Annotated in this window: 17 protein-coding genes; 7 read left to right on the forward strand and 10 right to left on the reverse strand. The window is 70.2% G+C overall.

Going from position 1 to position 24,358, the window contains the following annotated elements:
* Nucleotides 1-15: 15 nt before the first annotated feature.
* From ACZ561_RS20225 to metH, 3 genes are all read right to left on the reverse strand, one after another.
* Nucleotides 16-1,605, reverse strand: coding sequence for an ABC transporter substrate-binding protein (locus ACZ561_RS20225; RefSeq protein ID WP_470996741.1), 1,590 nt, complete (start codon nucleotides 1,603-1,605; stop codon nucleotides 16-18).
* A 521-nt stretch (nucleotides 1,606-2,126) separates the two neighbouring features.
* Nucleotides 2,127-2,825, reverse strand: a complete 699-nt coding sequence (locus ACZ561_RS20230) for an HAD family hydrolase (RefSeq protein WP_470996744.1) — start codon at nucleotides 2,823-2,825, stop codon at nucleotides 2,127-2,129.
* A gap of 142 nt (nucleotides 2,826-2,967) precedes the next feature.
* On the reverse strand, nucleotides 2,968-6,495 hold the full coding sequence (gene metH, locus ACZ561_RS20235; protein ID WP_470996747.1) for a methionine synthase: 3,528 nt from the start codon (nucleotides 6,493-6,495) through the stop codon (nucleotides 2,968-2,970).
* 308 nt (nucleotides 6,496-6,803) lie between these two features.
* Between metH and ACZ561_RS20240 the strand changes: the two genes are divergently transcribed.
* The 6 genes from ACZ561_RS20240 (at nucleotide 6,804) to ACZ561_RS20265 (ending at nucleotide 14,260) form a co-directional block, all read left to right on the forward strand.
* Complete coding sequence (locus tag ACZ561_RS20240) at nucleotides 6,804-7,568, forward strand: IclR family transcriptional regulator (RefSeq protein WP_376436191.1); 765 nt, start codon at nucleotides 6,804-6,806, stop codon at nucleotides 7,566-7,568.
* 357 nt (nucleotides 7,569-7,925) lie between these two features.
* Nucleotides 7,926-8,714 (forward strand): MIP/aquaporin family protein, encoded by a 789-nt coding sequence (locus ACZ561_RS20245; RefSeq protein WP_470996750.1) that lies wholly within the window; start codon nucleotides 7,926-7,928, stop codon nucleotides 8,712-8,714.
* Nucleotides 8,715-8,749: 35 nt separating this feature from the next.
* Nucleotides 8,750-10,276 (forward strand): glycerol kinase GlpK, encoded by a 1,527-nt coding sequence (glpK, locus tag ACZ561_RS20250; RefSeq protein ID WP_470996753.1) that lies wholly within the window; start codon nucleotides 8,750-8,752, stop codon nucleotides 10,274-10,276.
* 6 nt (nucleotides 10,277-10,282) lie between these two features.
* Complete coding sequence (locus tag ACZ561_RS20255) at nucleotides 10,283-11,887, forward strand: glycerol-3-phosphate dehydrogenase/oxidase (RefSeq protein ID WP_470996756.1); 1,605 nt, start codon at nucleotides 10,283-10,285, stop codon at nucleotides 11,885-11,887.
* Between the two features lie 107 nt (nucleotides 11,888-11,994).
* Complete coding sequence (locus ACZ561_RS20260) at nucleotides 11,995-13,056, forward strand: LLM class flavin-dependent oxidoreductase (RefSeq protein ID WP_470996759.1); 1,062 nt, start codon at nucleotides 11,995-11,997, stop codon at nucleotides 13,054-13,056.
* Nucleotides 13,057-13,198: 142 nt separating this feature from the next.
* A complete protein-coding gene (locus tag ACZ561_RS20265; protein WP_470996762.1) occupies nucleotides 13,199-14,260 on the forward strand; it encodes a PAC2 family protein in 1,062 nt (353 codons plus the stop codon).
* 47 nt (nucleotides 14,261-14,307) lie between these two features.
* Here the strand turns inward: ACZ561_RS20265 and ACZ561_RS20270 are convergent, their stop codons facing one another.
* The 5 genes from ACZ561_RS20270 to ACZ561_RS20290 form a co-directional block, all read right to left on the reverse strand.
* Nucleotides 14,308-17,346, reverse strand: coding sequence for an NPCBM/NEW2 domain-containing protein (locus ACZ561_RS20270; protein ID WP_470996764.1), 3,039 nt, complete (start codon nucleotides 17,344-17,346; stop codon nucleotides 14,308-14,310).
* A gap of 132 nt (nucleotides 17,347-17,478) precedes the next feature.
* Nucleotides 17,479-18,708, reverse strand: a complete 1,230-nt coding sequence (gene mshC / locus ACZ561_RS20275) for a cysteine--1-D-myo-inosityl 2-amino-2-deoxy-alpha-D-glucopyranoside ligase (RefSeq protein WP_470996766.1) — start codon at nucleotides 18,706-18,708, stop codon at nucleotides 17,479-17,481.
* Between the two features lie 145 nt (nucleotides 18,709-18,853).
* Nucleotides 18,854-19,657 carry an SCO1664 family protein gene (locus ACZ561_RS20280; protein ID WP_470996767.1) on the reverse strand — a complete coding sequence of 268 codons (804 nt, stop codon included), beginning with the start codon at nucleotides 19,655-19,657 and terminating at the stop codon, nucleotides 18,854-18,856.
* On the reverse strand, nucleotides 19,654-20,244 hold the full coding sequence (locus tag ACZ561_RS20285; protein ID WP_329122516.1) for a DUF3090 domain-containing protein: 591 nt from the start codon (nucleotides 20,242-20,244) through the stop codon (nucleotides 19,654-19,656). The genes ACZ561_RS20280 and ACZ561_RS20285 overlap by 4 nt, the downstream gene beginning before the upstream one ends.
* 77 nt (nucleotides 20,245-20,321) lie before the next feature.
* Nucleotides 20,322-21,011, reverse strand: a complete 690-nt coding sequence (locus ACZ561_RS20290) for a histidine phosphatase family protein (protein WP_470996770.1) — start codon at nucleotides 21,009-21,011, stop codon at nucleotides 20,322-20,324.
* A gap of 175 nt (nucleotides 21,012-21,186) precedes the next feature.
* Here ACZ561_RS20290 and corA point away from each other — a divergent pair, with 175 nt between their 5' ends.
* Nucleotides 21,187-22,179 (forward strand): magnesium/cobalt transporter CorA, encoded by a 993-nt coding sequence (corA, locus tag ACZ561_RS20295; RefSeq protein WP_470997202.1) that lies wholly within the window; start codon nucleotides 21,187-21,189, stop codon nucleotides 22,177-22,179.
* A 24-nt stretch (nucleotides 22,180-22,203) separates the two neighbouring features.
* Here corA and ACZ561_RS20300 read toward each other — a convergent pair whose 3' ends face one another.
* On the reverse strand, nucleotides 22,204-22,989 hold the full coding sequence (locus ACZ561_RS20300; RefSeq protein ID WP_470996773.1) for a ferritin-like domain-containing protein: 786 nt from the start codon (nucleotides 22,987-22,989) through the stop codon (nucleotides 22,204-22,206).
* Nucleotides 22,990-23,203: 214 nt separating this feature from the next.
* Complete coding sequence (locus ACZ561_RS20305) at nucleotides 23,204-24,253, reverse strand: LLM class F420-dependent oxidoreductase (RefSeq protein ID WP_470996776.1); 1,050 nt, start codon at nucleotides 24,251-24,253, stop codon at nucleotides 23,204-23,206.
* Nucleotides 24,254-24,358: the final 105 nt, after the last annotated feature.

The following is a 24,358-nucleotide window of genomic DNA, read 5'->3' on the forward strand; positions in this document are numbered from 1 at the left end:
GAGCTGGTTGCGGGGTCAGGCGTTGCCACGGCCGAGCTCCCAGAGGAGCAGGTCCGAGGAGGTGTTCAGCGCCCATTCGACGCCGGTCAGATCGTCGCGCGCGGCGACGTACTGCTTGCCCTGCCAGAGCGGCAGGACGGGAACGTCCTTGGCGACGATCTTCTGGATCTGACCGAAGACGGAGCTTGCGGCGGTGCGGTCGGCCGAGCGGCGCGACTGCGGGATCAACTGGTCGCGGACGGACGCGTTGACGTAGGGGGTGTTGAGGAAGTTGTCGGCGTCGAGGAAGGGGGCGACGTAGTTGTCCGGGTCGGGGAAGTCGGGGAACCAGCCGAGACCGTAGACGGCGTAGTCGCCGCGCTTCTGCGCGGGCCGGAAGGTGGACCACTCGGCGCCCTGGACGGTGGCGTCGAAGAGGCCGGTGGCGTTGAGCTGGTCGCGCAGCGCCTCGAACTCCTTCTGGGTGCCGGTGCCGTAGTGGTCGGTCGTGTAGTGGAGGGTGACCTTGACCGGCTTCTTGATGCCGGCCTTGCTCAGGATGCCCGCGGCCTTCTTGGTGCTGGGCTCCCCGTAGCTGTCGAAGAAGGCGGTGGAGTGGCCCGTGACGCTGGAGGGGATCAGCGAGTAGAGCGGCTGGGCGGTGGTGCCGTAGACCGTGTTGATGAGCGCGCCGCGGTCGACGACGGCGGCCATGGCCTGCCGGACGGCCTTGTCCTTGACGGAGGGGTCGGCGGTGTTGAAGGCGAGGTAGCGGATCTCCAGGCCGGGGACCTCGGTGAGGTCGATGCCCTCCTGGGGCTTCTCGGTGAGTTCCTTGACCTGGTCGAGCGACATGGAGCGGGTCATCATGTCGATGTCGCGGTTCTCGAGGGCCTTGCCCATGGCGTCCGCGTCGGCGAAGGAGCGCAGTTCGACCTTGTCGTTGCGCAGGGTGATGTCGCCCTTGTAGTTCGGGTTCTTGGTGAAGACGGCCTTGACGATCTTCTCGCCCTGGAGTTCGGTCTTCATGGTGTACGGGCCGGAGCCGTCGACCTCGAAGCCCGGGCGGAGCTCCTTGGCGCTGTACTTGTCCTTGCTGAGGATGCCGGCGACCGGGGTGGAGAGCTTGTACGGGAACGTGGCGTCGGGGGTCTTCAGGTGGAAGGCGATCTCGCGGTCACCGTTGGTCTCGACGGTGTCGATGTTGGCGAGGAGGGCGGCCGTGCCGTTGTCGGACTTGATCGCCAGCACGCGTTCGACGGAGAACTTCACGTCCGCGGCGGTGACGGGGGTGCCGTCGGCGAAGGTCAGCCCCTCGCGCAGCTTGCACCGGTAGCTCTCGCTGAGGCGGTCACTGAAGCGGCAGCTCTCGGCGGCCTCGGGGACCGGCTCGCCGCCTCCGCGGGGCACGTGCATCAGGGTCTGTACGGTCTGCCGCAGGATGTTCCAGGCGCCGGTGTCGTAGGCGAAGGCCGGGTCGAGGGGCGCGGGGGCTTCGGCGGTGGCGAGGAACTGGTCCGTGGTGCCGACGACGATGGCTCCGGACTCGTCCGATCCGCCGCAGGCGACGAGCAGCGGGGCGAGCAGGCCGGCGATGGCCGGCAGTGCCAAGGTCTTGCGGTTCATCCTGGACGTTCTCCTCATCCGGCACTGGGGTACAGCGGGTACGGACACTCCGCCGCTGCGCCCGGTCGGGGCGGGGATCGGGCCGGGATTGGTGTGCGATCGGTCCTGTGCTCGCGGCGACTTGGGTGGGTCGCCGACGCACGCGGAAGTGCGGCGAAGTACTCGCGAAAGATTAGTGGGCGAGGCCCTATTGCCAGGACCGCGGGCGGTCGGCAACGGATGCGGATAGTGATCATGAATACGACAAGCTCGATAGTCATGCGGAGGCATGATTCGCCTGGGAGTGCGCGAATCGGGACACAGGGGAATGGCGGAATCACCGCGTTCCGGACACCTGACGCAGGGCGGCCACCCGTCGACCGGCACGCTGAGTGACCAAGGTCACGTGCGTTCCTTTTCGGCGGGTGGCCGATTCATTTCGAGAGCGCGGTCACGGAAAATGCACGACCGGACGCCCTCTGTTTCCGCGAAGGGCTTTCGACGAGAAATGCCGCGGCAAGCTCAGGAAAAGCTCAAAGCCTTCACCGGCTCGCGATGAGCGTACGCAGGAAGGGGACGTTCACGTCCTCGAGAGAGCGGACCACGACCCGGCCGACGGAGGGCGCGATGGGGGCGACGGACGGCACGGCGACCACCCGGCAGCCGGCGGCCTCGGCGGCCGCCACACCGGTCGCCGTGTCCTCGATGACGGCACAGAGCGCCGGTTCGGCGCCGACCCCGCTCGCGGCGGTCAGATACGGCTCGGGGTGCGGCTTGGTGCGCAGCACCTCGTCACCGGCGACGGTGAGGGTGAAGCGGTCGCGGCCCAGGGAGGTGAGGATCCGGTCGATGATGCGCCGGTGCGAGGCGGAGACCAGGGCGGTCGGGATGTTGTGCTGGGCCAGCTCGGCCAGGAGCCGTTCGGCGCCCGGCATCATCGGTACACCCCGGTCGATGCGCTGCTCGAACTTCTGGTTGAGCAGGACGGTGAGCTCGGCGATCGTGATGTCGGCGCCGGTGGCCTCGATCAGATAGCCCGCGCTGCGGGTCATGGGGCCGCCGACGACGATGTCGCGCCATGCCCGGTCCAGCCGATGGCCGAGGTCGGCGAAGACCTCCACCTCCGCGTCCCACCAGAACCCCTCGGTGTCGACGAGGGTGCCGTCCATGTCGAGGAAGACCGCCTGCAGGGCGGAACTTCCGTTGGCACGGGACAAGGACGCGGGGACCGTACTGGTCATCCGGCACACCTCCATGGAGGGACGAGAAGGCCGGCCTCCCTCCCCGGTACGGGGAGGGTGACCGGCCTGCACTGGACCGACCAGTGTACGTCTCGATCACCGAGAACGCAGGTATATACGCCCTGACGTGCGCCGAACGGTGTCAGCGCGCGTTGAAGTACTTCGCCTCGGGGTGGTGGATGACGATCGCGTCGGTGGACTGCTCGGGGTGGAGCTGGAACTCCTCCGAGAGCTGGACGCCGATCCGCTCGGGCCGCAGCAGCTCGGCGATCTTCGCCCGGTCCTCCAGGTCGGGGCAGGCCCCGTAGCCGAGCGAGAACCGCGCGCCGCGGTACTTGAGCGCGAACATGTCCTCGACCTCGGCCGGGTCCTCGCCCGCGAAGCCGAGCTCGGCGCGGACCCGGGCGTGCCAGTACTCGGCGAGGGCCTCGGCCAGCTGGACGGAGAGGCCGTGCAGCTCCAGGTAGTCGCGGTAGGAGTCGGACTCGAAGAGCTTGGCGGTGGCCTCGCCGATCCGGGAACCGACGGTGACGACCTGGAGGCCGACGACATCGGTCTCGCCGGACTCCTCCGGGCGGAAGAAGTCCGCGAGGCACAGCCGGCGGCCGCGCCGCTGGCGCGGGAAGGTGAAGCGGGTCCGCTCGTTGCCCTGCTCGTCGAGGATGATCAGGTCGTCGCCCTTGGAGACGCACGGGAAGTAGCCGTGGACGACGGCCGCCTCCAGGAGGTTCTCCGTGTGGAGGCGCTCCAGCCAGCCGCGCAGCCGGGGACGGCCCTCGGTCTCCACCAGCTCCTCGTACGACGGTCCGTCACCGGCCCGGTTCTGCTTGAGGCCCCACTGGCCCTTGAACAGGGCGCCTTCGTCGAGCCAGCTCGCGTACTCCTTGAGCTGGATGCCCTTGACGACTCGGGTGCCCCAGAACGGCGGTGTCGGAACCGGGTTGTCGACGGCGACGTCCGAACGGCCGCCCTCCTCGGGCTCGTTGACCTCGAGCGCCGTGGCGCGCTGGGCGACGCGGCGCTGCTTGAGCTCGGGCAGGGCCGCTCCGGGCACGCCCCGCTTGACGGCGATGAGGGCGTCCATGAGGCGCAGGCCCTCGAAGGCGTCGCGGGCGTAACGGACTTCGCCCTGGTAGATCTCGTGGAGGTCCTGCTCGACGTACGCCCGGGTGAGGGCGGCGCCGCCCAGGATGACCGGGAAGTCAGCGGCCAGGCCGCGCTGGTTCAGCTCCTCCAGGTTCTCCTTCATGATCACGGTCGACTTGACCAGCAGGCCGGACATGCCGATGACGTCGGCGCGGTGCTCCTCGGCGGCGTCCAGGATCGCGGAGACCGGCTGCTTGATGCCGAGATTCACCACGTTGTAGCCGTTGTTCGACAGGATGATGTCGACGAGGTTCTTGCCGATGTCGTGGACGTCTCCGCGCACGGTGGCCAGCACGATCGTGCCCTTGCCCTCGGCGTCCGACTTCTCCATGTGCGGTTCGAGGTAGGCGACGGCCGTCTTCATGACCTCGGCGGACTGGAGCACGAACGGCAGCTGCATCTGACCCGAGCCGAAGAGCTCGCCGACGACCTTCATCCCGTCGAGCAGCGTCTCGTTGACGATGTCGAGGGCGGGGCGCTCCTGCAGGGCCTCGGCGAGGTCGGCCTCCAGGCCGTTCTTCTCGCCGTCGATGATGCGGCGCTTGAGGCGCTCCTCCAGCGGCAGGGCGAGGAGTTCCTCGGTCTTGCCGGCCTTCATGGACTTGGTCGTGGCGCCCTCGAAGAGGGCCATCAGCTTCTGCAGCGGGTCGTAGGCCGGTTCGTCCCCCTGCTGGGGGCGTCGCCGGTCGTAGATCAGGTCGAGGGCGGTGGTGACCTGCTCGTCGTCGAAGCGAGCGATCGGCAGGATCTTGGACGCGTGCACGATGGCGGAGTCCAGGCCTGCCTTGACGCACTCGTCGAGGAAGACGGAGTTGAGCAGGATGCGGGCGGCCGGGTTGAGGCCGAAGGAGATGTTGGACAGGCCCAGTGTGGTCTGGACGTCCGGGTGGCGCCGCTTGAGCTCGCGGATGGCCTCGATCGTGGCGATGCCGTCCTTGCGGGACTCCTCCTGCCCGGTGCAGATGGTGAAGGTGAGGGTGTCGATGAGGATGTCCGACTCGTGGATGCCCCAGTTGCCGGTCAGGTCGTCGATGAGCCGCTCGGCGATGGCGACCTTGTTCTCGACGGTGCGGGCCTGGCCCTCCTCGTCGATGGTGAGCGCGATGAGCGCGGCGCCGTGCTCCTGGGCCAGACGGGTGACCTTGGCGAAGCGGGACTCGGGTCCGTCGCCGTCCTCGTAGTTGACGGAGTTGATGACGGCGCGGCCGCCGAGCTTCTCCAGACCGGCCTGGATGACGTCGACCTCGGTGGAGTCGAGGACGATCGGCAGGGTGGAGGCGGTGGCGAAGCGGCCGGCCAGCTCCTCCATGTCGGCGACGCCGTCGCGGCCGACGTAGTCGACACAGAGGTCGAGCATGTGCGCGCCCTCGCGGATCTGGTCGCGCGCCATCTCCACGCAGTCGTCCCAGCGGCCGTCCAGCATGGCCTCGCGGAACTTCTTGGAGCCGTTGGCGTTGGTGCGCTCGCCGATCGCCATGTACGAGGTGTCCTGGCGGAACGGGACCGTCTGGTAGAGCGAGGCGGCGCCGGGCTCGGGCCGCGGTTCGCGCACGGTGGGGGTGAGGTCGCGGACGCGCTCGACGACCTGGCGCAGGTGCTCCGGGGTCGTACCGCAGCAGCCGCCGATCAGGGAGAGGCCGTACTCGCGGACGAAGGTCTCCTGCGCGTCGGCCAGCTCGACCGGGGTCAGCGGGTAGTGCGCGCCGTTCTTGCCGAGGACGGGGAGTCCGGCATTGGGCATGCAGGACAGCGGGATACGGGAGTGCCGGGCGAGGTAGCGCAGGTGCTCGCTCATCTCGGCGGGGCCGGTGGCGCAGTTCAGGCCGATCATGTCGATGCCGAGGGGCTCGAGCGCGGTCAGCGCGGCGCCGATCTCGGAGCCGAGCAGCATGGTGCCGGTGGTCTCGACGGTGACGGAGACGATCAGCGGCACGTCGATGCCGAGGGAGTCCAGGGCGCGGCGGGCGCCGATGACGGACGCCTTGGTCTGGAGCAGGTCCTGGGTGGTCTCCACGAGGAGCGCGTCGGAGCCGCCGGCGATCAGGCCCTCGGCGTTCTGCTGGTAGGCGTCGCGCAGGGCGGTGTACGGGGCGTGGCCGAGGGTCGGCAGCTTGGTGCCGGGGCCCATGGAGCCGAGGACCCAGCGCTGCTGTCCGGTGGAGGCGGTGAACTCGTCGGCGACCTCGCGGGCGATCCGGGCGCCGGATTCGGAGAGCTCGTACACCCGCTCGGGGATGTCGTACTCGCCGAGCGCGGCGAGGTTCGCGCCGAAGGTGTTGGTCTCGACGCAGTCGACGCCCGCGGAGAAGTACTCCTGGTGCACGGAGCGGACGATGTCCGGCCGGGTCACGTTCAGGATCTCGTTGCAGCCTTCGAGGTTCTCGAAGTCCTCGAGGGTGGGGTCCTGTGCCTGGAGCATGGTGCCCATGGCTCCGTCGGCCACCACCACTCGGGTCGCGAGTGCCTCGCGGAGGGTTGCGGCGCGGGTCCGGCTGTCGGCGGAAGGGGTTGGCGACGAGGCCATGGATGAGCTCCCTGGGGTGCGACGGCTGTCGGCTTTGCACTCTCGGTGGAGGGTGCACGGGGCCAGACTAACCGTGCGCACGCCGGGGTGGACATTGTGTCCCACGTGCCGGACGGCATCCTTATGTCCGGGGACTCCCGGTCACACCCGTTCGTGAACGACACTGTCTGAGTAACTACTGGTCGACATCGACCGATAGTGTTCAGCATTGCCGAACAGCATGATCCACGGAATCCTGTCCGTAAGATCCACGGGACCGCCGGGATCGTGGGACCGCCGGGATGTGGACAGGGAGAAGGGCCGGGGCGATGGCGAAGAACATCCAGTCGCTTGAACGAGCGGCGGCGATGCTGCGACTGCTCGCGGGCGGCGAGCGCCGGCTCGGCCTGTCCGACATCGCCTCGTCACTCGGTCTGGCCAAGGGCACGGCGCACGGCATTCTGCGCACGCTGCAGGCCGAGGGCTTCGTGGAACAGGACGCCCCCTCGGGCCGCTATCAGCTCGGCGCCGAGCTGCTGCGCCTGGGCAACAGCTATCTGGACGTGCACGAGCTGCGGGCGCGGGCGCTGGTCTGGACGGACGACCTGGCACGCTCCAGCGGCGAGAGCGTCCATCTGGGCGTCCTGCACCAGCAGGGCGTGCTGATCGTGCACCACGTCTTCCGGCCGGACGACAGCCGGCAGGTCCTGGAGGTGGGGGCGATGCAGCCGCTGCACTCCACGGCCCTGGGCAAGGTGCTGTCGGCCTACGACCCGGTGGCACACAGCGAGGTCCTGGAGGTGCCGCGCGAGGGCTTCACGCCCCGCACGGTCACGGACCTCAAGGAGTTCGAGTCCCTGCTCGACATGACCCGCGCGAAGGGCTGGGCCGCCGACGTGGAGGAGACGTGGGAGGGCGTGGCCTCGGTCGCCGCCCCGATCCACGACCGGCGCCGGATGCCGGTGGGCGCGGTGGCGATCACCGGCGCCGTGGAGCGGGTCTGCGACGACGGCGAGCTGCGCTCGGAGCTGATCGCGGCGGTGCGGGACTGCGCCCGCGCGGTCTCCCGCGACCTCGGCGCGGGGCGCTTCTAGCGCCCGGCGCGGGGCACCCCCAGGGCCGCACCCGGTCCGCACACGGAGCTTGCCCCGCACACGACGACCGGCCCGGCGCCTGGTGGCGGCCGGGCCTTCGCGTGTCCGCCTTCGCACCCCGGCAACCCGTCGGTAACGATCGGGTCATGCGGGAAGCAATCGACCACCGAACCCTTGACGGGCTCTTCACGAGGGGGCAAAACTTCCGTTCATCGGTCGGCATTGCCGAACACCTACCGGCAATACGCGCTAGAGTGTGGCAGTGCCAAGGGCCGGCAACGCCCTCATACGAGGGCGCGGACCACCGGAGGGACCCGGGGTTCGCCTTCCCCTGGACGAAGGACAAAGGAGTCGCGGGTGTCCAGCTCCGACATCTTCATCGGCGAGATCATTGGTACCGCCGTACTCATTCTGCTCGGCGGCGGCGTCGTCGCCGCCGTGGTGCTCAAGCGCTCGAAGGCTCAGAACGCCGGATGGCTCGCCATCACGTTCGGATGGGGCTTCGCGGTCATGACCGCCGTGTACATGACGGGTACCCTCTCGGGCGCCCACCTGAACCCGGCCGTCACCGTCGGCATCGCCCTCAAGGACGGGGACTGGAGCAACGTTCCGGTCTACTTCGCGGGCCAGATGCTCGGCGCCATGCTCGGCGCGTTCCTGGTGTGGGTCGCTTACTACGGACAGTTCCAGGCCCACCTCACGGACCCGGAGATCGTCTCCGCGCCTCCGCACGAGGAGGGCATGGTCGACCAGAAGGCCGCCCCGAACGCCGGTCCGGTGCTCGGTGTCTTCTCCACCGGGCCCGAGGTCCGCGTGGTGTGGCAGAACCTGGCCACCGAGATCATCGGCACGGTCGTGCTGGTCCTCGCGGTGCTGACCCAGGGCCTCAACGACAGCGGCAAGGGCCTCGGCGTCATCGGCGCCCTGATCACCGCGTTCGTCGTGGTCTCCATCGGCCTCTCGCTGGGCGGCCCGACCGGTTACGCCATCAACCCGGCCCGTGACCTCGGTCCGCGCATCGTGCACGCGCTTCTGCCGCTGCCGAACAAGGGCGGCTCCGACTGGGGCTACGCATGGATCCCGGTCGTCGGCCCCCTGGTGGGTGGCGCCATCGCCGCGGGTATCTACAACATCGCGTTCGCCTGAGACGTCCTTCCATCCAGACTTCCTTGGAGCACACCGTGACCGACGCACACACCGCCGGCCCGTTCATCGCCGCCATCGACCAGGGCACCACCTCCTCCCGCTGCATCGTCTTCGACAAGGACGGCCGGATCGTCGCGGTCGACCAGAAGGAGCACGAGCAGATCTTCCCGAAGCCGGGCTGGGTCGAGCACGACGCCGCCGAGATCTGGACCAACGTCCAGGAAGTCGTGGCGGGCGCCATCGACAAGGCCGGCATCACCTCCGCCGACGTCAAGGCCATCGGCATCACCAACCAGCGCGAGACCACGCTGCTCTGGGACAAGAACACCGGTGAGCCCGTCCACAACGCCCTCGTCTGGCAGGACACCCGCACCGACGCCCTCTGCAAGGAGCTCGGCCGCAACGTCGGCCAGGACCGCTTCCGCCGAGAGACCGGTCTGCCCCTGGCCTCGTACTTCTCCGGCCCGAAGGTCCGCTGGCTGCTCGACAACGTCGAGGGCCTGCGTGAGCGCGCCGAGCGCGGCGACATCCTCTTCGGCACGATGGACTCCTGGGTCATCTGGAACCTCACCGGCGGTGTCGAGGGCGGTCACCACGTCACCGACGTCACCAACGCCTCGCGCACCATGCTGATGAACCTGCACACCATGGCCTGGGACGACAAGATCCTGCAGTCCATGGAGATCCCGGCGGAGGTGCTGCCGGAGATCCGCTCCTCCGCCGAGGTGTACGGCACCGTCAAGGGCGGTGTTCTGGACGGCGTCCCGGTCGCCTCCGCGCTCGGCGACCAGCAGGCCGCCCTGTTCGGCCAGACGTGTTTCGCCGAGGGCGAGGCCAAGTCCACGTACGGCACCGGCACCTTCATGCTGATGAACACCGGTGACAAGATCATCAACTCCTACAGCGGCCTGCTGACCACGGTCGGCTACCAGATCGGCGACGAGAAGCCGGTCTACGCCCTGGAGGGCTCGATCGCCGTCACCGGTTCGCTGGTGCAGTGGATGCGCGACCAGATGGGCCTGATCAAGTCCGCCGCCGAGATCGAGACCCTCGCGTCCTCGGTCGAGGACAACGGCGGCGCCTACTTCGTACCGGCCTTCTCCGGCCTGTTCGCCCCGTACTGGCGCTCCGACGCCCGCGGTGTGATCGCCGGCCTCACCCGGTACGTCACCAAGGCGCACATCGCCCGCGCCGTCCTGGAGGCCACCGCCTGGCAGACCCGCGAGATCACCGACGCCATGACGAAGGACTCCGGCGTCGAGCTGACCGCGCTCAAGGTCGACGGCGGCATGACCTCCAACAACCTGCTGATGCAAACCCTCTCGGACTTCCTCGACGCGCCGGTCGTGCGCCCGATGGTCGCCGAGACCACCTGCCTCGGTGCCGCCTACGCCGCCGGCCTGGCCGTCGGCTTCTGGCCGGACACCGACGCCCTGCGCGCCAACTGGCGCCGCGCGGCGGAATGGACCCCTCGCATGGACGCCGACAGGCGTGACAGCGAGTACAAGAGCTGGCTCAAGGCCGTCGAGCGGACCATGGGCTGGATCGAGGACGAGGAGTAGATCGACATGACCACCCTGCAGAGCGTCCCTGCCCTTGGGACGCGACCGGCTGCCGGTTCCCTGCCGAGCCGCGCCGAGACCCGGGAGCAGCTTTCCAAGGCGACGTACGACCTCCTGGTCATCGGCGGCGGCATCCTGGGCATCTCCACCGCCTGGCACGCCGCGCAGTCGGGCCTGCGGGTGGCCCTGGTGGACGCCGGCGACTTCGCCGGCGCCACCTCCTCCGCCTCCTCCAAGCTTCTCCACGGCGGTCTGCGGTACCTGCAGACCGGCGCGGTGAAGCTGGTGGCGGAGAACCACTTCGAGCGGCGTGCGGTCTCGCGTCAGGTGGCACCGCACCTCGCCAACCCCCTCACCTTCTACCTGCCCGTCTACAAGGGCGGCCCGCACGGCGCGGCCAAGCTCGGCGCCGGTGTCTTCGCGTACTCCGCCCTGTCGGCGTTCGGCGACGGTGTCGGGCACCTGCTCGGCCCGGCGAAGGCCGCGCAGGACGTGCCGGAGCTGCGCACGGACAACCTGAAGGCCGTGGCCGTGTACGGCGACGACCAGATGAACGACGCCCGCATGGCGCTGATGACGGTCCGCGCGGCCGTCGACGCCGGTGCCACGGTGCTCAACCACGCCGAGGTCACCGGGCTGCGGTTCACCCGCGGCCGGGTCACGGGCGCGGAGCTGAAGGACCGCACCAGCGGCGACGAGTTCGGGGTCTCGGCCCGTCTGGTGCTGAACGCGACCGGCCCCTGGGTCGACCACCTGCGCAAGATGGAGGACCCGAACGCGGCCCCCTCCATCCGTCTCTCCAAGGGCGCGCACCTGGTCCTGAAGCGGACCTCGCCGTGGAAGGCCGCGCTGGCGACCCCGATAGACAAGTACCGCATCACCTTCGCCCTCCCCTGGGAGGACATGCTGCTGCTCGGCACGACCGACGAGGAGTACGAGGGTGACCCCGGCAAGGTCGAGGTCACCGAGAAGGACACCGCCCAGATCCTGGACGAGGCCGCCTTCTCCATCCGCGACCAGCAGCTGTCGCGTGATCTGATCACCTACGCCTTCGCGGGTCTGCGGGTGCTCCCGGGCGGTCCCGGCGACACCTCCAAGGCCAAGCGCGAGACGGTCGTCACCGAGGGCCGCGGCGGGATGCTGTCGGTGGCCGGCGGCAAGTGGACGACCTTCCGCCACATCGGCCGTACGGTGATGAAGAAGCTGGAGTCCCTGCCGGGCCACCCCCTGGGCGAGGACTACGAGTCGGTGTCGACGCTGCCGAAGCGGCTCCCGCTGCCCGGTATCGCCAATCCGAACGCGGTCGCGCACCGGCTGCTCGTCGACGGTCCGGCCCCCGGCCCCCGGATGGCCGCCGACACCGCCAAGCACCTGGCGACGCACTACGGTTCGCTCTCCTTCGACATCGCCCGGATGGCGAACGAGAACCCCGAGCTCGGTGAGCGCATCCACCCGGACGCGCCGGAGATCTGGGCGCAGGTCGCCTACGCCCGTGACCACGAGTGGGCCGAGACGGCGGACGACGTGCTGCGCCGCCGTACGACGCTGACGATCCGCGGTCTGGCGACGGACGAGATCCGCGGCAAGGTCGAGGACATGCTCGGCGAGTAGCGCCTTGTAAGGGGCGGTCTCCAGGGGAGGCCGCCCCTTACGCATGCCCGGAACCGTGCCATACGGCCGCCATACCGCCGCAATACTGGGCGGGAAGAGTTGCCGGCATGAAGTTTCAGGTGCTCTCCATCATCGGCCACGCCCCGCACCCTCTCACCGGCGAACTCCTGTCCGCCGCCGACCGGCTGGAGGAGGTCCTCGCGGTCGGCGAGGCCGCCGAGCGGCTCGGCTTCGACGCCTACGCGCTGGGCGAACGGCACGCGGGGGCGTTCCTCTCCTCCGCCCCCACGGTGCTGCTGGGCGCGCTGGCCGCCCGTACCTCCCGTATCAGGCTGCTGACCGGCGTCACCGTCGTCGCGATCCTCGACCCGGTCAGGGTCGCCGAGGACTACGCCACGCTCGACCAGATCTCCCGGGGCCGGGTCGAGTTGGTCATCGGCAAGGGCGCGGAGGCCGGCCATTTCGACCTCTTCGGCCTGGACGAGGAGCGGCAGTGGGATCTGCAGAGGGAGAAGTACGAGCTGCTGCGCCGGCTGTGGAGCGAGGAAGGCGTGGACTGGGAGGGCGAGTTCCGGTCTCCGCTGAAGGACGTGACCACGGTCCCGCGGCCGTACGCCGGAGTCCCTCGTGTCTGGCACGGCTCGGCCACCAGCCTCACCTCCCCCGAACTCGCCGCCAGGCACGGCGATCCGCTCTTCACGGCCAACGCGATCCAGCCGCGTGAGGCGTACGCGAAGCTCATCGCCCACTACCGCGAGAAGTTCGAGGAGTACGGCCACGACCCGGCCCACGCGCGCGTGGCGGCGGGTTCGGGCGGCCTGCTGATCGCCGACACGGCCGAGCAGGCCGTTGCGCGGTACAAGGAGCTGTACGAGGCGCGGGTGCGGCAGAACTTCAAGCCACATCTGGAGGGGAAGGCCGGCTACAACACCCCGTTCCGGGCGATCGAGGACGCGATCGCCGACGGCCCGCAGCTGATCGGATCGCCGCGGCAGATCATCGACAAGATCCTCGGCTGGCACCGGGTCTACGGCCACGACCTGCAGTCGGTCACGGTCGACGGCTTCGGCCTTTCGACCGCCGAGCAGATCGAGACGCTGCGTCGTTTCGCCGAGGAGATCGCGCCGGTCGTACGGCGGGAGGCGCCGAGCACCCTCTGGGAGGCCTGAGCCGGGCCGTGTGCGGGGCGGGGTTCCTGGGTAGTCGATCAAGGCCGCTTCGGCTCCCGGTGGTGCACGAGGGCTGCGGACGGGCCGTGGGAAAGCCGTAAGGTTGGTCCGTACGACAGGAACTTCGAAAAGGAGGCACTGGGTGATCGAGCTCGAGGGGGTTCCCGAGCTGATCGACCCGGTCATGGTGGCCGCGTTCGAGGGCTGGAACGACGCCGGCGACGCCGCCTCCACCGCGGTCGCCCATCTGGACCGGGAATGGAAGGGCGAGGTGTTCGCGGCGCTCGACGCCGAGGACTACTACGACTTCCAGGTCAACCGGCCCACGGTGTGGCTGGACGGCGGCGTCCGGAAGATCACCTGGCCGACGACGCGGCTCTCCGTGGTCCGGGTCGGCGGCGACAAGCCGCGCGACCTGGTCCTGGTGCGCGGGATCGAGCCGTCGATGCGCTGGCGCTCGTTCTGCAACGAGATCCTGGGCTTCGCCCATGAGCTGGGCGTGGAGATGGTGGTGATCCTGGGCGCGCTGCTCGGCGACACCCCGCACACCCGGCCCGTGCCGGTCAGCGGGGTCACCTCGGACCCGGATCTGGCGCGCACGATGGATCTGGAGGAGACCCGCTACGAAGGCCCCACGGGCATCGTCGGCATCCTCCAGGAGGCGTGCACGCACGCGGGCGTGCCCGCGGTGAGCCTGTGGGCAGCGGTACCGCACTATGTGTCGCAGCCGCCCAACCCCAAGGCGACGCTGGCGCTCCTGAACCGTCTCGAGGATCTGATCGACCTGCGGATCCCGCTGGGCGAGCTGGCCGAGGACGCGCGGGCCTGGCAGCTGGGCGTGGACCAACTGGCCTCCGAGGACAGCGAAGTGGCGGAGTACGTCCAGACGCTGGAGGAGGCGCGGGACACCGCGGAGCTCCCGGAGGCGTCGGGCGAGGCGATCGCCCGGGAGTTCGAGCGGTATCTGCGACGGCGGGACGGCGGTCCCGGACCGGGCCCTGGACTCGCGACGGACGGCGGCGACACCTCGTATCTGAGGGACCCCGGCAGCGGCCGGACACGGCCACCGAAGCCGGAGCGGCCGGGTCCGGAAGCGGCGCCGGAAGCGGCGCCGGAGAGCTCCGGGCCGGAGACGCCCTCCGAGGACTCCGAAGGTTCCCGGGGCGAGAGCCCCGAAGGGTCCGAAGGCGACGCCGAGGAGTGAGCTGTACGAGGGGGCCGCGCCGATTCCGGTGCGGCCCCCTCCCTCACTCAGGCACAGGCGAAGCGCGCGGCCGCCCAGTCCCCGTGGTCACCGCTCTTGGAGCCGTTGGTGTCGGTGATCCGGAGACGGACATGGCGGGCGCCGGTGACATCGACGTCGGACGGCACGGTCGCCGAGGCGCCGGTCAGCTTCGGTGAGGTCCACAGCACCTTGCCGTCGGCCTCGACCGAGAACGCGACCTCCCCGTAGCCGTTGATCTCGTCGTCGATGCCGACCTCGGCGGTGAAGGCCGTGCACCGGCCGCCGAGGTAGACCTCGATGTCGGAGTCGGCGTGGGCGCCGATGCCCTTCTCGTAGGTCTTGCCGGCCAGCGTGAGAGGCCGGCCGTCGCTCGCGCCCGACTCGCCGTTGGAGCGGTCGCGTTCGGGCGGGCCCCAGCCGTTGGTGGCCTTCAGCCAGACCAGATCGCTCGCCCAGGCGCCGGTGGACGGCGGCTCGGGCATCACTCCGACGGCGAAGCGCTGGACGGCGGTGCGGTCCTGGCCGGCGGAGCGGTGGCGGGCGGTCGCGGTGAGCGTGGCCTCTCCCGGCTTGGCGTCCTTGGCCGGGGTCACGGAGACCTGGACCCGCTGCGTGGTGCCCGCCGGGACGCGCGTGATCGGCGCGGCCGGGGTGACCTGCCAGCCCGCGGGGGCGGTCAGAGAGACCTCGACCCCGGTGGCGTCCTTCGTGCCCGCCGTGACGTCGACGGCCACGGTGCCGGGGGCGCCGGCGCCCAGCTCCTGCCCGGCGGGAACGGCGACGGTGGCGGCGGCGCCCGGTACGGCTCCGCCGACCGCGCTGGTGTCCTCCAGTTCCAGGGTGAAGGCCCGGTCGGTGCGCTGGACCGCCGTCTTGACCTTCACCACTCCCCCGCGGTCGTCGCGGTCGTACCACCAGCCCTGCCCCGCTGCCTCGTAGGCGGCCTTGGAGGTGAGGCGCGGCAGCTCGCGTCCACCGAGCGTGACCTCGCTCGGCGCGTCGCCGGTGTGGACGGTGAACTGGTACGGCCGGGAAGCCGACTTACCGGCGAAGGAGCCCTTGCTCGCGCCGATCCGTACGGTCACGTCACCCGCGCCGCGCTTCGGCGCGCGGACCTCGGCGGTCTGGGTGGCGTACTCGCCGGTGCGGTGGGCGCGGGTGACTCCGTCGTCCTCGTACAGCTCGAAGGAGGAGTTGCCCTGCGGGTAGATGTCCCAGGCGAGCGGGGAGCCGGCGGTGCGGTCGGCGTACGAGCGGATGCCGCCGGGCCACATCGGGACGGTGGCCCCGGCCCGTACGAACAGGGGCAGGGTGTCGAGCGGGGCGCTGTAGTCGTCGACGGTGACGGGGCCCTCGTAGGTGCGCCCGCTCCAGTAGTCGATCCAGGTGCCCTTGGGGAGGTAGATGCCGTCGCGCTCGACGGCGTCCTGGTAGACGGGGGCGACGAGGAAGTCCTCGCCGCTCAGGAACTCGTACTTCGCCGTCTCGCTCGCGGCCTTCGGGTCGTCGGGGTACTCGAGGATGAGGGGCCGGGCCAGGCCGACGCCGGTCGTGGTGGCCCGGTGGGCGTGCGAGTAGATGTACGGCAGCAGCGACTCATGGAGCTTGAGGTAGTCGCGGTTGATCGAGGTGTACGGCTCCCCGTAGCGGAAGGGCTGCTTGTCGTTGGCGGCCCAGCCGTCCATGGTCATGGTGACCGGGAGGAACATCTTCCACTGGAGGTCGCGGGTGTACGTCTTGGCGCTGCCGCCGAAGATGCCGTCGACGTCGCCGGTGGTGTAGGCCAGGCCGGACATGGAGGCGCCGGCGTAGGTGGGGATCTGCCAGCGGATGTACTCCCAGGTGCCGGACTGGTCGCCGGACCACTGGACGCCGCAGCGCTGTGCGCCGGACCAGCTCTCGGGGGCCCAGGTGAAGCCGCGGGCGTCGCTGTGGGCCTCGATGCCGGCGTAGGCGTCCTTGCAGCCGTCGAGGGCGAACTTGTAGCCCTCGCCGACCCAGGCGACGTCGAGCTTGGCGACCCGCTGGCCGGCCTTCACCTGCTCGCCGAGCTTGTCGATGCCGTCCTCGGTCCACAGGCCGAGCTGCATCTTGCGCTGCTGGAGGCCGGTCGCGGTCTCGGCGAGGTTCTCGTAGCCGCAGCCGTAGCCGTCGTTGACGAGCATCCAGCCGTTGGGCATGTCGTTGGCGACGTAGCCGTCGGCGACCTTCAGCGCGTCGAGGGTGTGGCGCTCGCCGCGGTTGACGTTGTGGAGGTAGCAGTCGGCGTCGCCGATCTCCAGGCCGTAGACGGGCGGCAGGAAGGGCTTGCCGGTGAGGTTCGTGTACTGGCCGATGACGTCCTTGAGGGCGTCGGAGCCGGAGCCGGCGAAGTAGTAGGCGTCGAAGCGCTGTTCGCGGGCGGTGGTGGTGACGGGCTCACCGAACGCGTACGTGTTGGGGGCGTAGGTGTTGCGGTAGACGCCGTAGCCGGCCGAGGAGAGGTAGAACGGGACGGAGTTGGGGTGTCCGCCGTCGTTCCAGTTGTAGTCGACGCCGACTTCGACGGTCTTGCCGCGGTGCGAGGTGTTGCCGCGGCCGTTCTGCATCCCTGCACCGTAGAACTGCTCGTCGGCGCCCCGGGTCAGGGACTGGGTGGTGCGGTCCTGGCTCCAGGTCAGGCCCGTGGTCTCGGACCACAGGGGCGTGCCGTCGGCGCGGAAGGCCGCGAAGCGGAGCGGTGCCTTGTAGGCGCGCAGGGTCACCTTCGCTGAGGTGAGTTCGTATCGGTCGCCCCGGTCGTACCAGCGGGTGGCCGGCGGTGGGCCCTGGGGCAGGACGATGTCCTGTCCGGTGGGGTCGGCGAACTGTCCGTCGGGGGCCAGTTCGATGCGGAAGGTCTCGGCGGTGACGAAGCTGACGCGGGCCTGTGCCTGACCGGCGGTCAGTCGGTAGACGGCTCCGTCGGCGGCGAAGCCGGTGACGTCGCCGACGGTGGTGGGCGACGGCTCGGCGGACTGGGCGCTGCCCGGCCCCGCGAGTACGGCGAGGAGCCCGAGCACGGCACCGGAGAGTGCAGCTTTCATGCGCAATATTGATTGCATGGAGCGTATTTAGCGCAGAAACGAGCATGGAGCCAGGACAAAACGGAACCGCCCTTGGACTTCGTGAGAAGTCCAAGGGCGGTTGCCTGGAAGAGAGTTGCACGGGAGCGCTTTCTACAGGGCGACACCGAGCAGAGCGTCGACGGCGCGGGAGGCGAGGCCGGGCGCGGACTCGTCCGTACCGCCCTCGGCGCTCTGACGCTCCGCCCAGCGGTCGACGGCCGCGAGCGCGGTAGGCGTGTCGAGGTCGTCGGCGAGGGCCTCGCGGAGCTCCTCCACGAGCGCGTCGGCGGACGGGCCGTCCGGGCGTGAGACGGCGGCGCGCCAGCGGTCGAGCCGGTCCACCGCGTCCTGGAGGACCTGGTCGGTCCACTCCCAGTCGGCGCGGTAGTGGTGCGAGAGCAGCGCGAGGCGGATGGCGGCCGGGTCGACGCCGTCACGGCGGAGCGTGGAGACGAAGACGAGGTTGCCCTTGGACTTGGACATCTTCTCGCCGTGCAGGGCGACCATGCCGGCGTGCACGTACGCCTTGGCCATGGGGAACTCGCCGGTCAGCGACTGCGCGTGGGAGGCGCCCATCTCGTGGTGCGGGAAGATCAGGTCCGATCCGCCGCCCTGTACGTCGAAGCCCATGCCCAGGTGGTCGAGGGCGATGGCGACGCACTCGATGTGCCAGCCGGGGCGGCCGGGGCCGAGGCTGCCGCCGTCCCAGCTCGGCTCACCCTCGCGGGCGGCCATCCACAGCATCGGGTCGAGCGGGTTCTTCTTGCCCGGGCGGTCCGGGTCGCCGCCGCGTTCGGCGGAGAGGTGGCGCATCAGCTCGGTGTCGTAGTTCGACACCTGACCGAAGTGCGGGTCGGCCTCCACGGAGAAGTAGATGTCGCCCTCGAGCTCGTACGCGGCACCGGAGTCCCGCAGCCGCTCCACGAGCGGCACGATGCCCGGTATGGCCTCGACGGCGCCGATGTAGTGCTGCGGCGGCAGCATCCGCAGGGCGGTCATGTCCTCGCGGAACAGGGCGGTCTCGCGCTCGGCCAGGCCGACCCAGTCGATGCCGTCGCGCAGCGCCCGCTCCAGGAGCGGATCGTCCACGTCGGTGACGTTCTGGACGTAGTGGACCTGCCGCTTGGTGTCGAGCCACACGCGCTGAACGAGGTCGAACGCGTTGTAGGTCGCCGCGTGACCCATGTGGGTCGCGTCGTACGGCGTGATGCCGCAGACGTAGATACGGGCGACGGGGCCGGGGGCGAGGGTCACTCGCCCGCCGGTCGCGGTGTCGTGGATCCGGAGGTCGCGGCCCTTGCCGGGCAGGGCGGGGACCTCAGAGGCGGGCCAGGCATGCATGACCTGAGCGTAACCGGACACCTGTTCCGGATACGAACCGGATCCGGGATCTTGGCCGACAAGACGCTCTTGCAGCTCGCAGCCGTTCATGCATACCCCCCAGGGGTACGGGCCATACGTCGTGGAGTTGGCCTGATCCGATCGGTCAGACCGGTGGCCAGGGGATCGCCGGCCACTGCCCGGACGGCTCGGGGTGCCGACCGGTGGCGCGCAGAGCGCTCACCCGGCCGCGCAGGGCGTCCACCTCGGCCGCGGTGAGCAGCTCCGCCAGCCGGGTGGTGAGCGGCGTGCCGGGGGCCAGGGAGTCGCCCAGTCGCTCGAGCACCTCGGTGGCGTCGGCGGGCAGCTCCTCGCCCGCCCAGCCCCACAGCAGGGTGCGCAGCTTGTCGTCCACGTTGAAGGTCACACCGTGGTCGATGGCGTACAGACGCCCGTCCGGGGCGGGCAGCAGATGCCCGCCCTTACGGTCGCCGTTGTTGATGACCGCGTCCAGGACGGCGAGTCGGCGCAGTTCGGGGCGGTCGGCATGGACGAGGAGCGCGGTGCGGTCCTCGCCGACCTGGGCGGGGCCGACGGCCTTCCAGCCCTCCCCCGCCTGCTCGTCCTCGGTGAGCGCGAGCAGGCTCGCGGCGGGGTCGGCCTCGATCCACAGCTGGACCATGCCCTCGCCGTACGGGCCGTCGCGCAGCACGGTGGGCGGTACGAGTCCCCAGCCGGTGGCCTCGGAGAGCTCGTAGGCGGCGACCTCGCGCTGGGCAAGGGTGCCGTCGGGGAAGTCCCAGAGCGGGCGTTCGCCCGCCACGGGCTTGTAGACGCAGGAGGCCTCCTCGCCGGCGAGGGCGACGGAGCAGAAGAGCACCGCGTTGGAGGCCTCGCGGACCTGGCCGCGGACGGTCAGCTCCCCCTTGGTGAGCAGGTCGATGACCGCCCGGTTGTCGGGGCCGCTCATGCGCCGCGTCGGTATCCGTTCTGGCGCGGGCACACATGACCCTCGGGGTCGAGCGGGAGGCTGCACAGGGGGCACGGCGGCCGGCCGGCGTTGACCACATCGAGGGCGCGCTTGGCGAAGGCCCTCGCCTGGGCGCCGGTGAGACGGACGCGCAGCATCGGCGGGCCGTTCTCCTCGTCCTGGAGCATCCGCTCCTCGGCCTCGGCGAGGTCCTCGTCGGTCTCGGCGTCGAGTTCGACCAACGCCTGGGCCTCGACGATCATGCGCTGCTCCTCGCCGTCCCAGGCGAGCGCCATCGTGCCGACCCGGAACTCCTCCTCGACGGGGATGTCGAGGGGGGCGGTGTCGGCGATGTCGGCGGGGGCGACGGCCGGGACCGGGGCGTTGCCGCCGGTGCGCCGCACGACCTCGTCGAGGAGTTCGTCGATGCGTTCGGCGAGCGCGGCGACCTGGGTCTTCTCCAGGGCCACGCTGGTGACCCGGCCCGCCGCGGACGCCTGCAGGAAGAACGTACGGCGGCCAGGCAGCCCGACCGTGCCGGCCACGAAACGCTCCGGTGGGTCGTAGAGGAACACCTGACGGGACACGTCCCTGACTCCCTTGAGTCTCGACAGTGGTGGAGGCCCGCGCTACAGCGGCCCGTCCACCCTACTGCGCGGATGGATCACGGTGCGCCCGCACCGCCCCCGACCTCCGCGGCCCCGCCCGTGTCGCCGCTCTCGCGTGGGGCGAGCGCGGTGAAGTCGCCGGTGTCGCCGAGGCGTACGAGGAACGGGCGCAGCCGCGTGTAGCGGATGGCGGTGACGGAACAGGGGTCGACATGGATGCGCTGGAAGAGGTCGAGGTGTATCCCGAGGGCATCGGCGACGATCGACTTGATGACGTCTCCGTGCGAGCACATCGCGTAGACGGCGTCCTCGCCGTGCTCGGCCTCGATCCGGGCGTTCCAGTCCCGTACGGCGTCGACGGCGCGCGCCTGCATGGCGCGCATCGACTCGCCGCCGGGGAAGGTCGCGGCGGAGGCATGGGCCTGGACGACCTCCATCAGCGGCTCGTCGCCCAGTTCGGCGAGCTTGCGACCGGACCAGTCGCCGTAGTCGCACTCGTTGATGCGCTCGTCGGTGTGGAACGGCAGCGCCGGGCGGGCGTCGAGGAGCGGTCGCACTGTCTCGCGGCAGCGCTGCAGCGGGCTGGAGACGACGGCGGCCAGCGGCACGCCGGCGAGTCGCCCGGGCAGCGCGGCGGCCTGCGCGGCCCCCCGCTCGTCGAGGGCGACCCCGGGCAGCCGTCCGGCGAGGACCCCTGAGGTGTTGGCGGTGGAGCGTCCGTGGCGGACGAGGATCAGCGTGGCCATGGCGGCAAGGGTAGGGGGTGTCGTGCGGGTGGGGTCGGAACAGGGAGCGGCGTCCGGAGTGTGCGACCGCCCGACCCGCAGGACACCCCCGACAGGCTCGCCCACGCGCGCGTGGGCGAGCCTGTGGACGATCCGGGTGCACGCGCGTGTGCGGGACGGGGGCGGGCGGGGAAGAATACGGCGCGTGATCGTGGACTCCGCCATTTATCGCGACGGGCGCCGCAAGGACGGCCCCGCCGACCTGTCCGACGCCCTGGAGGAGGCGAGGGCGACCGGCGACGCGTTCCTGTGGGTGGGGCTGTACGAGCCGACGGAAGCCGAGTTCGATCACGTCTCGGCCGAGTTCGCGCTCCATCCGCTGGCCGTCGAGGACGCATTGAAGGCCCATCAGCGGCCCAAGCTGGAGGTCTACGACGACTCGCTCTTCATGGTCCTCAAGCCGGTGCTGTACGAGCCGGAGAGCGACCGGGTTTCCACGGGCGAGCTGATGGTCTTCGTCGGCGACTCGTTCGTGGTGACGGTCCGGCACGGCGAGGGCGCGCCCCTGGCCGCCGTACGCCGACGTCTGGAGGCCGACCCCGAGGTGCTTCGGCACGGCCCGACGGCCGTCCTGTACGCGATCAGCGACGCGGTCGTCGACCACTACATCGAGGTGGTCGGCGAGCTCCAGGTGGACCTGGAGGAGCTGGAGGCCGATGTGTTCGCGCCGACCGGCGGGAACCCGGGGAGCACGGCGGAGCGGATCTACACCGCCAAGCGCCAGGTCCTCGAGTTCCGCCGGGCCGCGGGCCCGCTGGCGGCGCCGGTGGAGAAGCTCGCGACCGGGGCCGTGCCGTTCGTGAACCAGCACGCGAAGCCCTTCTTCCGGGATGTCAGCGACCATCTTCTCCGCGTCAACGAGCAGGTGGAGGGCCTGAACCAGCTGCTCTCGGACGTGTTGGCGGCACATCTGGCGCAGATGGGCGTGCGGCAGAACGACGACGTGCGGAAGATCTCGGCGTGGGCGGCCATGGCCGCCGTCCCCACGATGGTCGCGGGGATCTACGGCATGAACTTCGAGCACATGCCGGAGCTCACATGGACCTGGGCGTATCCGGCCGTGATCCTTGTGATGGTCGCCATCGAGATCGGTCTCTACCGGCTGTTCAAGCGCCGCGGCTGGATGTAGCCACGGCGCCACGGGCCCGGTGGTTCAGAACGCCGGAGCGGGGGTCATGGGGCCTCCCAGCGCGTTGCGCCGTTCGGGCATCTCGAGGCCGACCATCTTGTGCCAGCCGGCGGCCCGTTCCCACGCGTACATGCCGTGGATCCCGGCGGCGAGGGCGGCCGACTTGGCCCTGGGCCAGGCCAGGATGCGGCCCATGTGGCTCATCACGGCGAGGCTCACGTCACGGTAGACCTTGATCTCGGCGAGCGCGGACTCCCGCAGGGTGTGCTGGATGAGCCGGCCGTGCCCCGCGTGGGCGAGGCGCAGCAGCTCCTCGTGGCAGTAGGCGAGGTGGTTCGCCTCGTCGTTGTCGATCATGTGGATGGCCTTGCCCAGCTCGGGGTGGTCCCCGAAGTACTTGACCAGCATGTCCATCTGGTCCGCGGCCCGTTGCTCGGTGACCCGGCTGTGCGCGAGGTAGACGACGATGTCCTGCTCGGTCAGCGGCTCGTCGCGGCGGAGCTTGTCGTGGGCGAGGCCGATGCCGCGCTGTTCGAGGAGCATCGTGTAGTCGGTCTCGGGCGGCACCGGCACGGGCTCGAGGCCGCGCTTCTTCAGCAGGGCGCTGAAGATCCGGCCGTGCTTGTCCTCGTCGGCCCCGTGCCGGGTGATCTTGGGGGCGAGATCCCGCATCCCCGGCGCGACCAGGGCCGCGATCCGGGCGTTCTCCCAGCCGCCCTGGGACTCGCCGCTGGCGGCGATGGAGCAGAAGAGCCGGAAGGACTCGTCGTCGTCGATGATTTCCTGGAACAGGCCCTTGGCCGTGAGCATTGCTGCCACCTCCCATGCGGGCGTCCGCACGCCGCACGTCCGCAGAGAACGAGTCAAATGCGGTACCGGCGAGTGGGCAACACGAGCGGCGGGGGACTCGGCCGAAAGAAGGAACGCCGCGCTCGTAACCAGGAGCTCTGTGGCGCGTTGTGCTGCATGACGGCCGTGGCGGGGAAGACCCCCCGAGCCCCCACCACGGCCGCAGACTTTCCCGCTAGGCGAGGCCCGCCAGTTCCAGGGCCTCGGTGCCCGCCCGCAGCGCCGCCACCCGCTCGTCGAGGGTGAAGCCGGCCGGGGCGAGGGTGAGGGTGGTGACACCGGCCTCCGCGTAGGCCTTCATCCGGTCGGCGATCCGCTCGACGGAACCGAGCAGGGTGGTCTGGTCGATCAGCTGCCGCGGTACGGCGGCGGCCGCGCCGGTCTTGTCACCCGCCAAGTACTTGTCCTGGATCTCGGCGGCCTGCTTCTCGTAGCCCATGCGCTGCGCGAGCTGGTTGTAGAAGTTCTGCTTGCGGCTGCCCATGCCGCCCACGTACAGGGCGGTGTAGGGGCGGAAGATGTCGGCGAGGGCGTCGATGTCGTCGCCGAGGGCGAGAGGCAGCGTGGGGTGGACGTCGAAGCCGTCCATGGTCAGCCCGGCCTTCTCGCGGCCCGCGCGGAGGTGACGCAGCGCGGTCTCCTCCAGGTGCTCGGCGGAGGGGAAGATCAGCAGCGCGCCGTCGGCGATCTCGCCGGTCTGCTCCAGGTTCTTCGGGCCGATCGCGGCGATGTAGAGCGGGATGTGCTCGCGCTGCGGGTGGACGGTGAGCTTGATGGGCTTGCCCGGGCCGTCCGGCAGCGGGAGCGTCCAGTGCTCGCCCTCGTACGTGAGCCGCTCGCGCGACATGGCCTTGCGGACGATCTCGACGTACTCGCGCGTGCGGGCCAGCGGCTTGTCGAACTTGACGCCGTACCAGCCCTCGGAGACCTGCGGTCCCGAGACGCCGAGGCCGAGACGGAACCGGCCGCCGGAGAGCGAGTCGAGGGTGGCGGCGGTCATCGCCGTCATCGCGGGCTGGCGCGCCGGGATCTGCATGATCGCGGAGCCGATGTCGATCCGCTCGGTCTTGGCGGCCACCCAGGAGAGCACGGTCGGCGCGTCGGAGCCGTACGCCTCGGCGGCCCAGCACACGTCGTAGCCGAGGCGGTCCGCCTCCTGCGCGACGGCGAGATTGTCGCCGTCCATTCCGGCGCCCCAGTAGCCGAGGTTGATGCCGAGCCTCATGACCACACCCTCTTTACTGATCAGTAACGTCTCTTGGCCCGGACTCTAGCGCGCGGGTACGGGATCCGTCAGGGGGAGGTTGTCCACAGCCTCTCTCCGCGTGGG

The sequence above is a fragment of the Streptomyces sp. NPDC039609 genome (assembly GCF_055596705.1).

What these genes read in the sequence shown, in the direction of transcription:
- ACZ561_RS20270 (WP_470996764.1), bottom strand. Translation starts at nt 17,346, where the DNA reads ATGAAAGCTGCACTCTCCGGTGCCGTGCTCGGGCTCCTCGCCGTACTC.
- mshC (WP_470996766.1), bottom strand. Translation starts at nt 18,708, where the DNA reads ATGCATGCCTGGCCCGCCTCTGAGGTCCCCGCCCTGCCCGGCAAGGGC.
- ACZ561_RS20280 (WP_470996767.1), bottom strand. Translation starts at nt 19,657, where the DNA reads ATGAGCGGCCCCGACAACCGGGCGGTCATCGACCTGCTCACCAAGGGG.
- ACZ561_RS20290 (WP_470996770.1), bottom strand. Translation starts at nt 21,011, where the DNA reads ATGGCCACGCTGATCCTCGTCCGCCACGGACGCTCCACCGCCAACACC.
- ACZ561_RS20305 (WP_470996776.1), bottom strand. Translation starts at nt 24,253, where the DNA reads ATGAGGCTCGGCATCAACCTCGGCTACTGGGGCGCCGGAATGGACGGC.
- ACZ561_RS20255 (WP_470996756.1), top strand. Translation starts at nt 10,283, where the DNA reads ATGACCACCCTGCAGAGCGTCCCTGCCCTTGGGACGCGACCGGCTGCC.
- ACZ561_RS20240 (WP_376436191.1), top strand. Translation starts at nt 6,804, where the DNA reads ATGGCGAAGAACATCCAGTCGCTTGAACGAGCGGCGGCGATGCTGCGA.
- ACZ561_RS20260 (WP_470996759.1), top strand. Translation starts at nt 11,995, where the DNA reads ATGAAGTTTCAGGTGCTCTCCATCATCGGCCACGCCCCGCACCCTCTC.
- ACZ561_RS20225 (WP_470996741.1), bottom strand. Translation starts at nt 1,605, where the DNA reads ATGAACCGCAAGACCTTGGCACTGCCGGCCATCGCCGGCCTGCTCGCC.
- metH (WP_470996747.1), bottom strand. Translation starts at nt 6,495, where the DNA reads ATGGCCTCGTCGCCAACCCCTTCCGCCGACAGCCGGACCCGCGCCGCA.
- ACZ561_RS20230 (WP_470996744.1), bottom strand. Translation starts at nt 2,825, where the DNA reads ATGACCAGTACGGTCCCCGCGTCCTTGTCCCGTGCCAACGGAAGTTCC.
- ACZ561_RS20300 (WP_470996773.1), bottom strand. Translation starts at nt 22,989, where the DNA reads ATGCTCACGGCCAAGGGCCTGTTCCAGGAAATCATCGACGACGACGAG.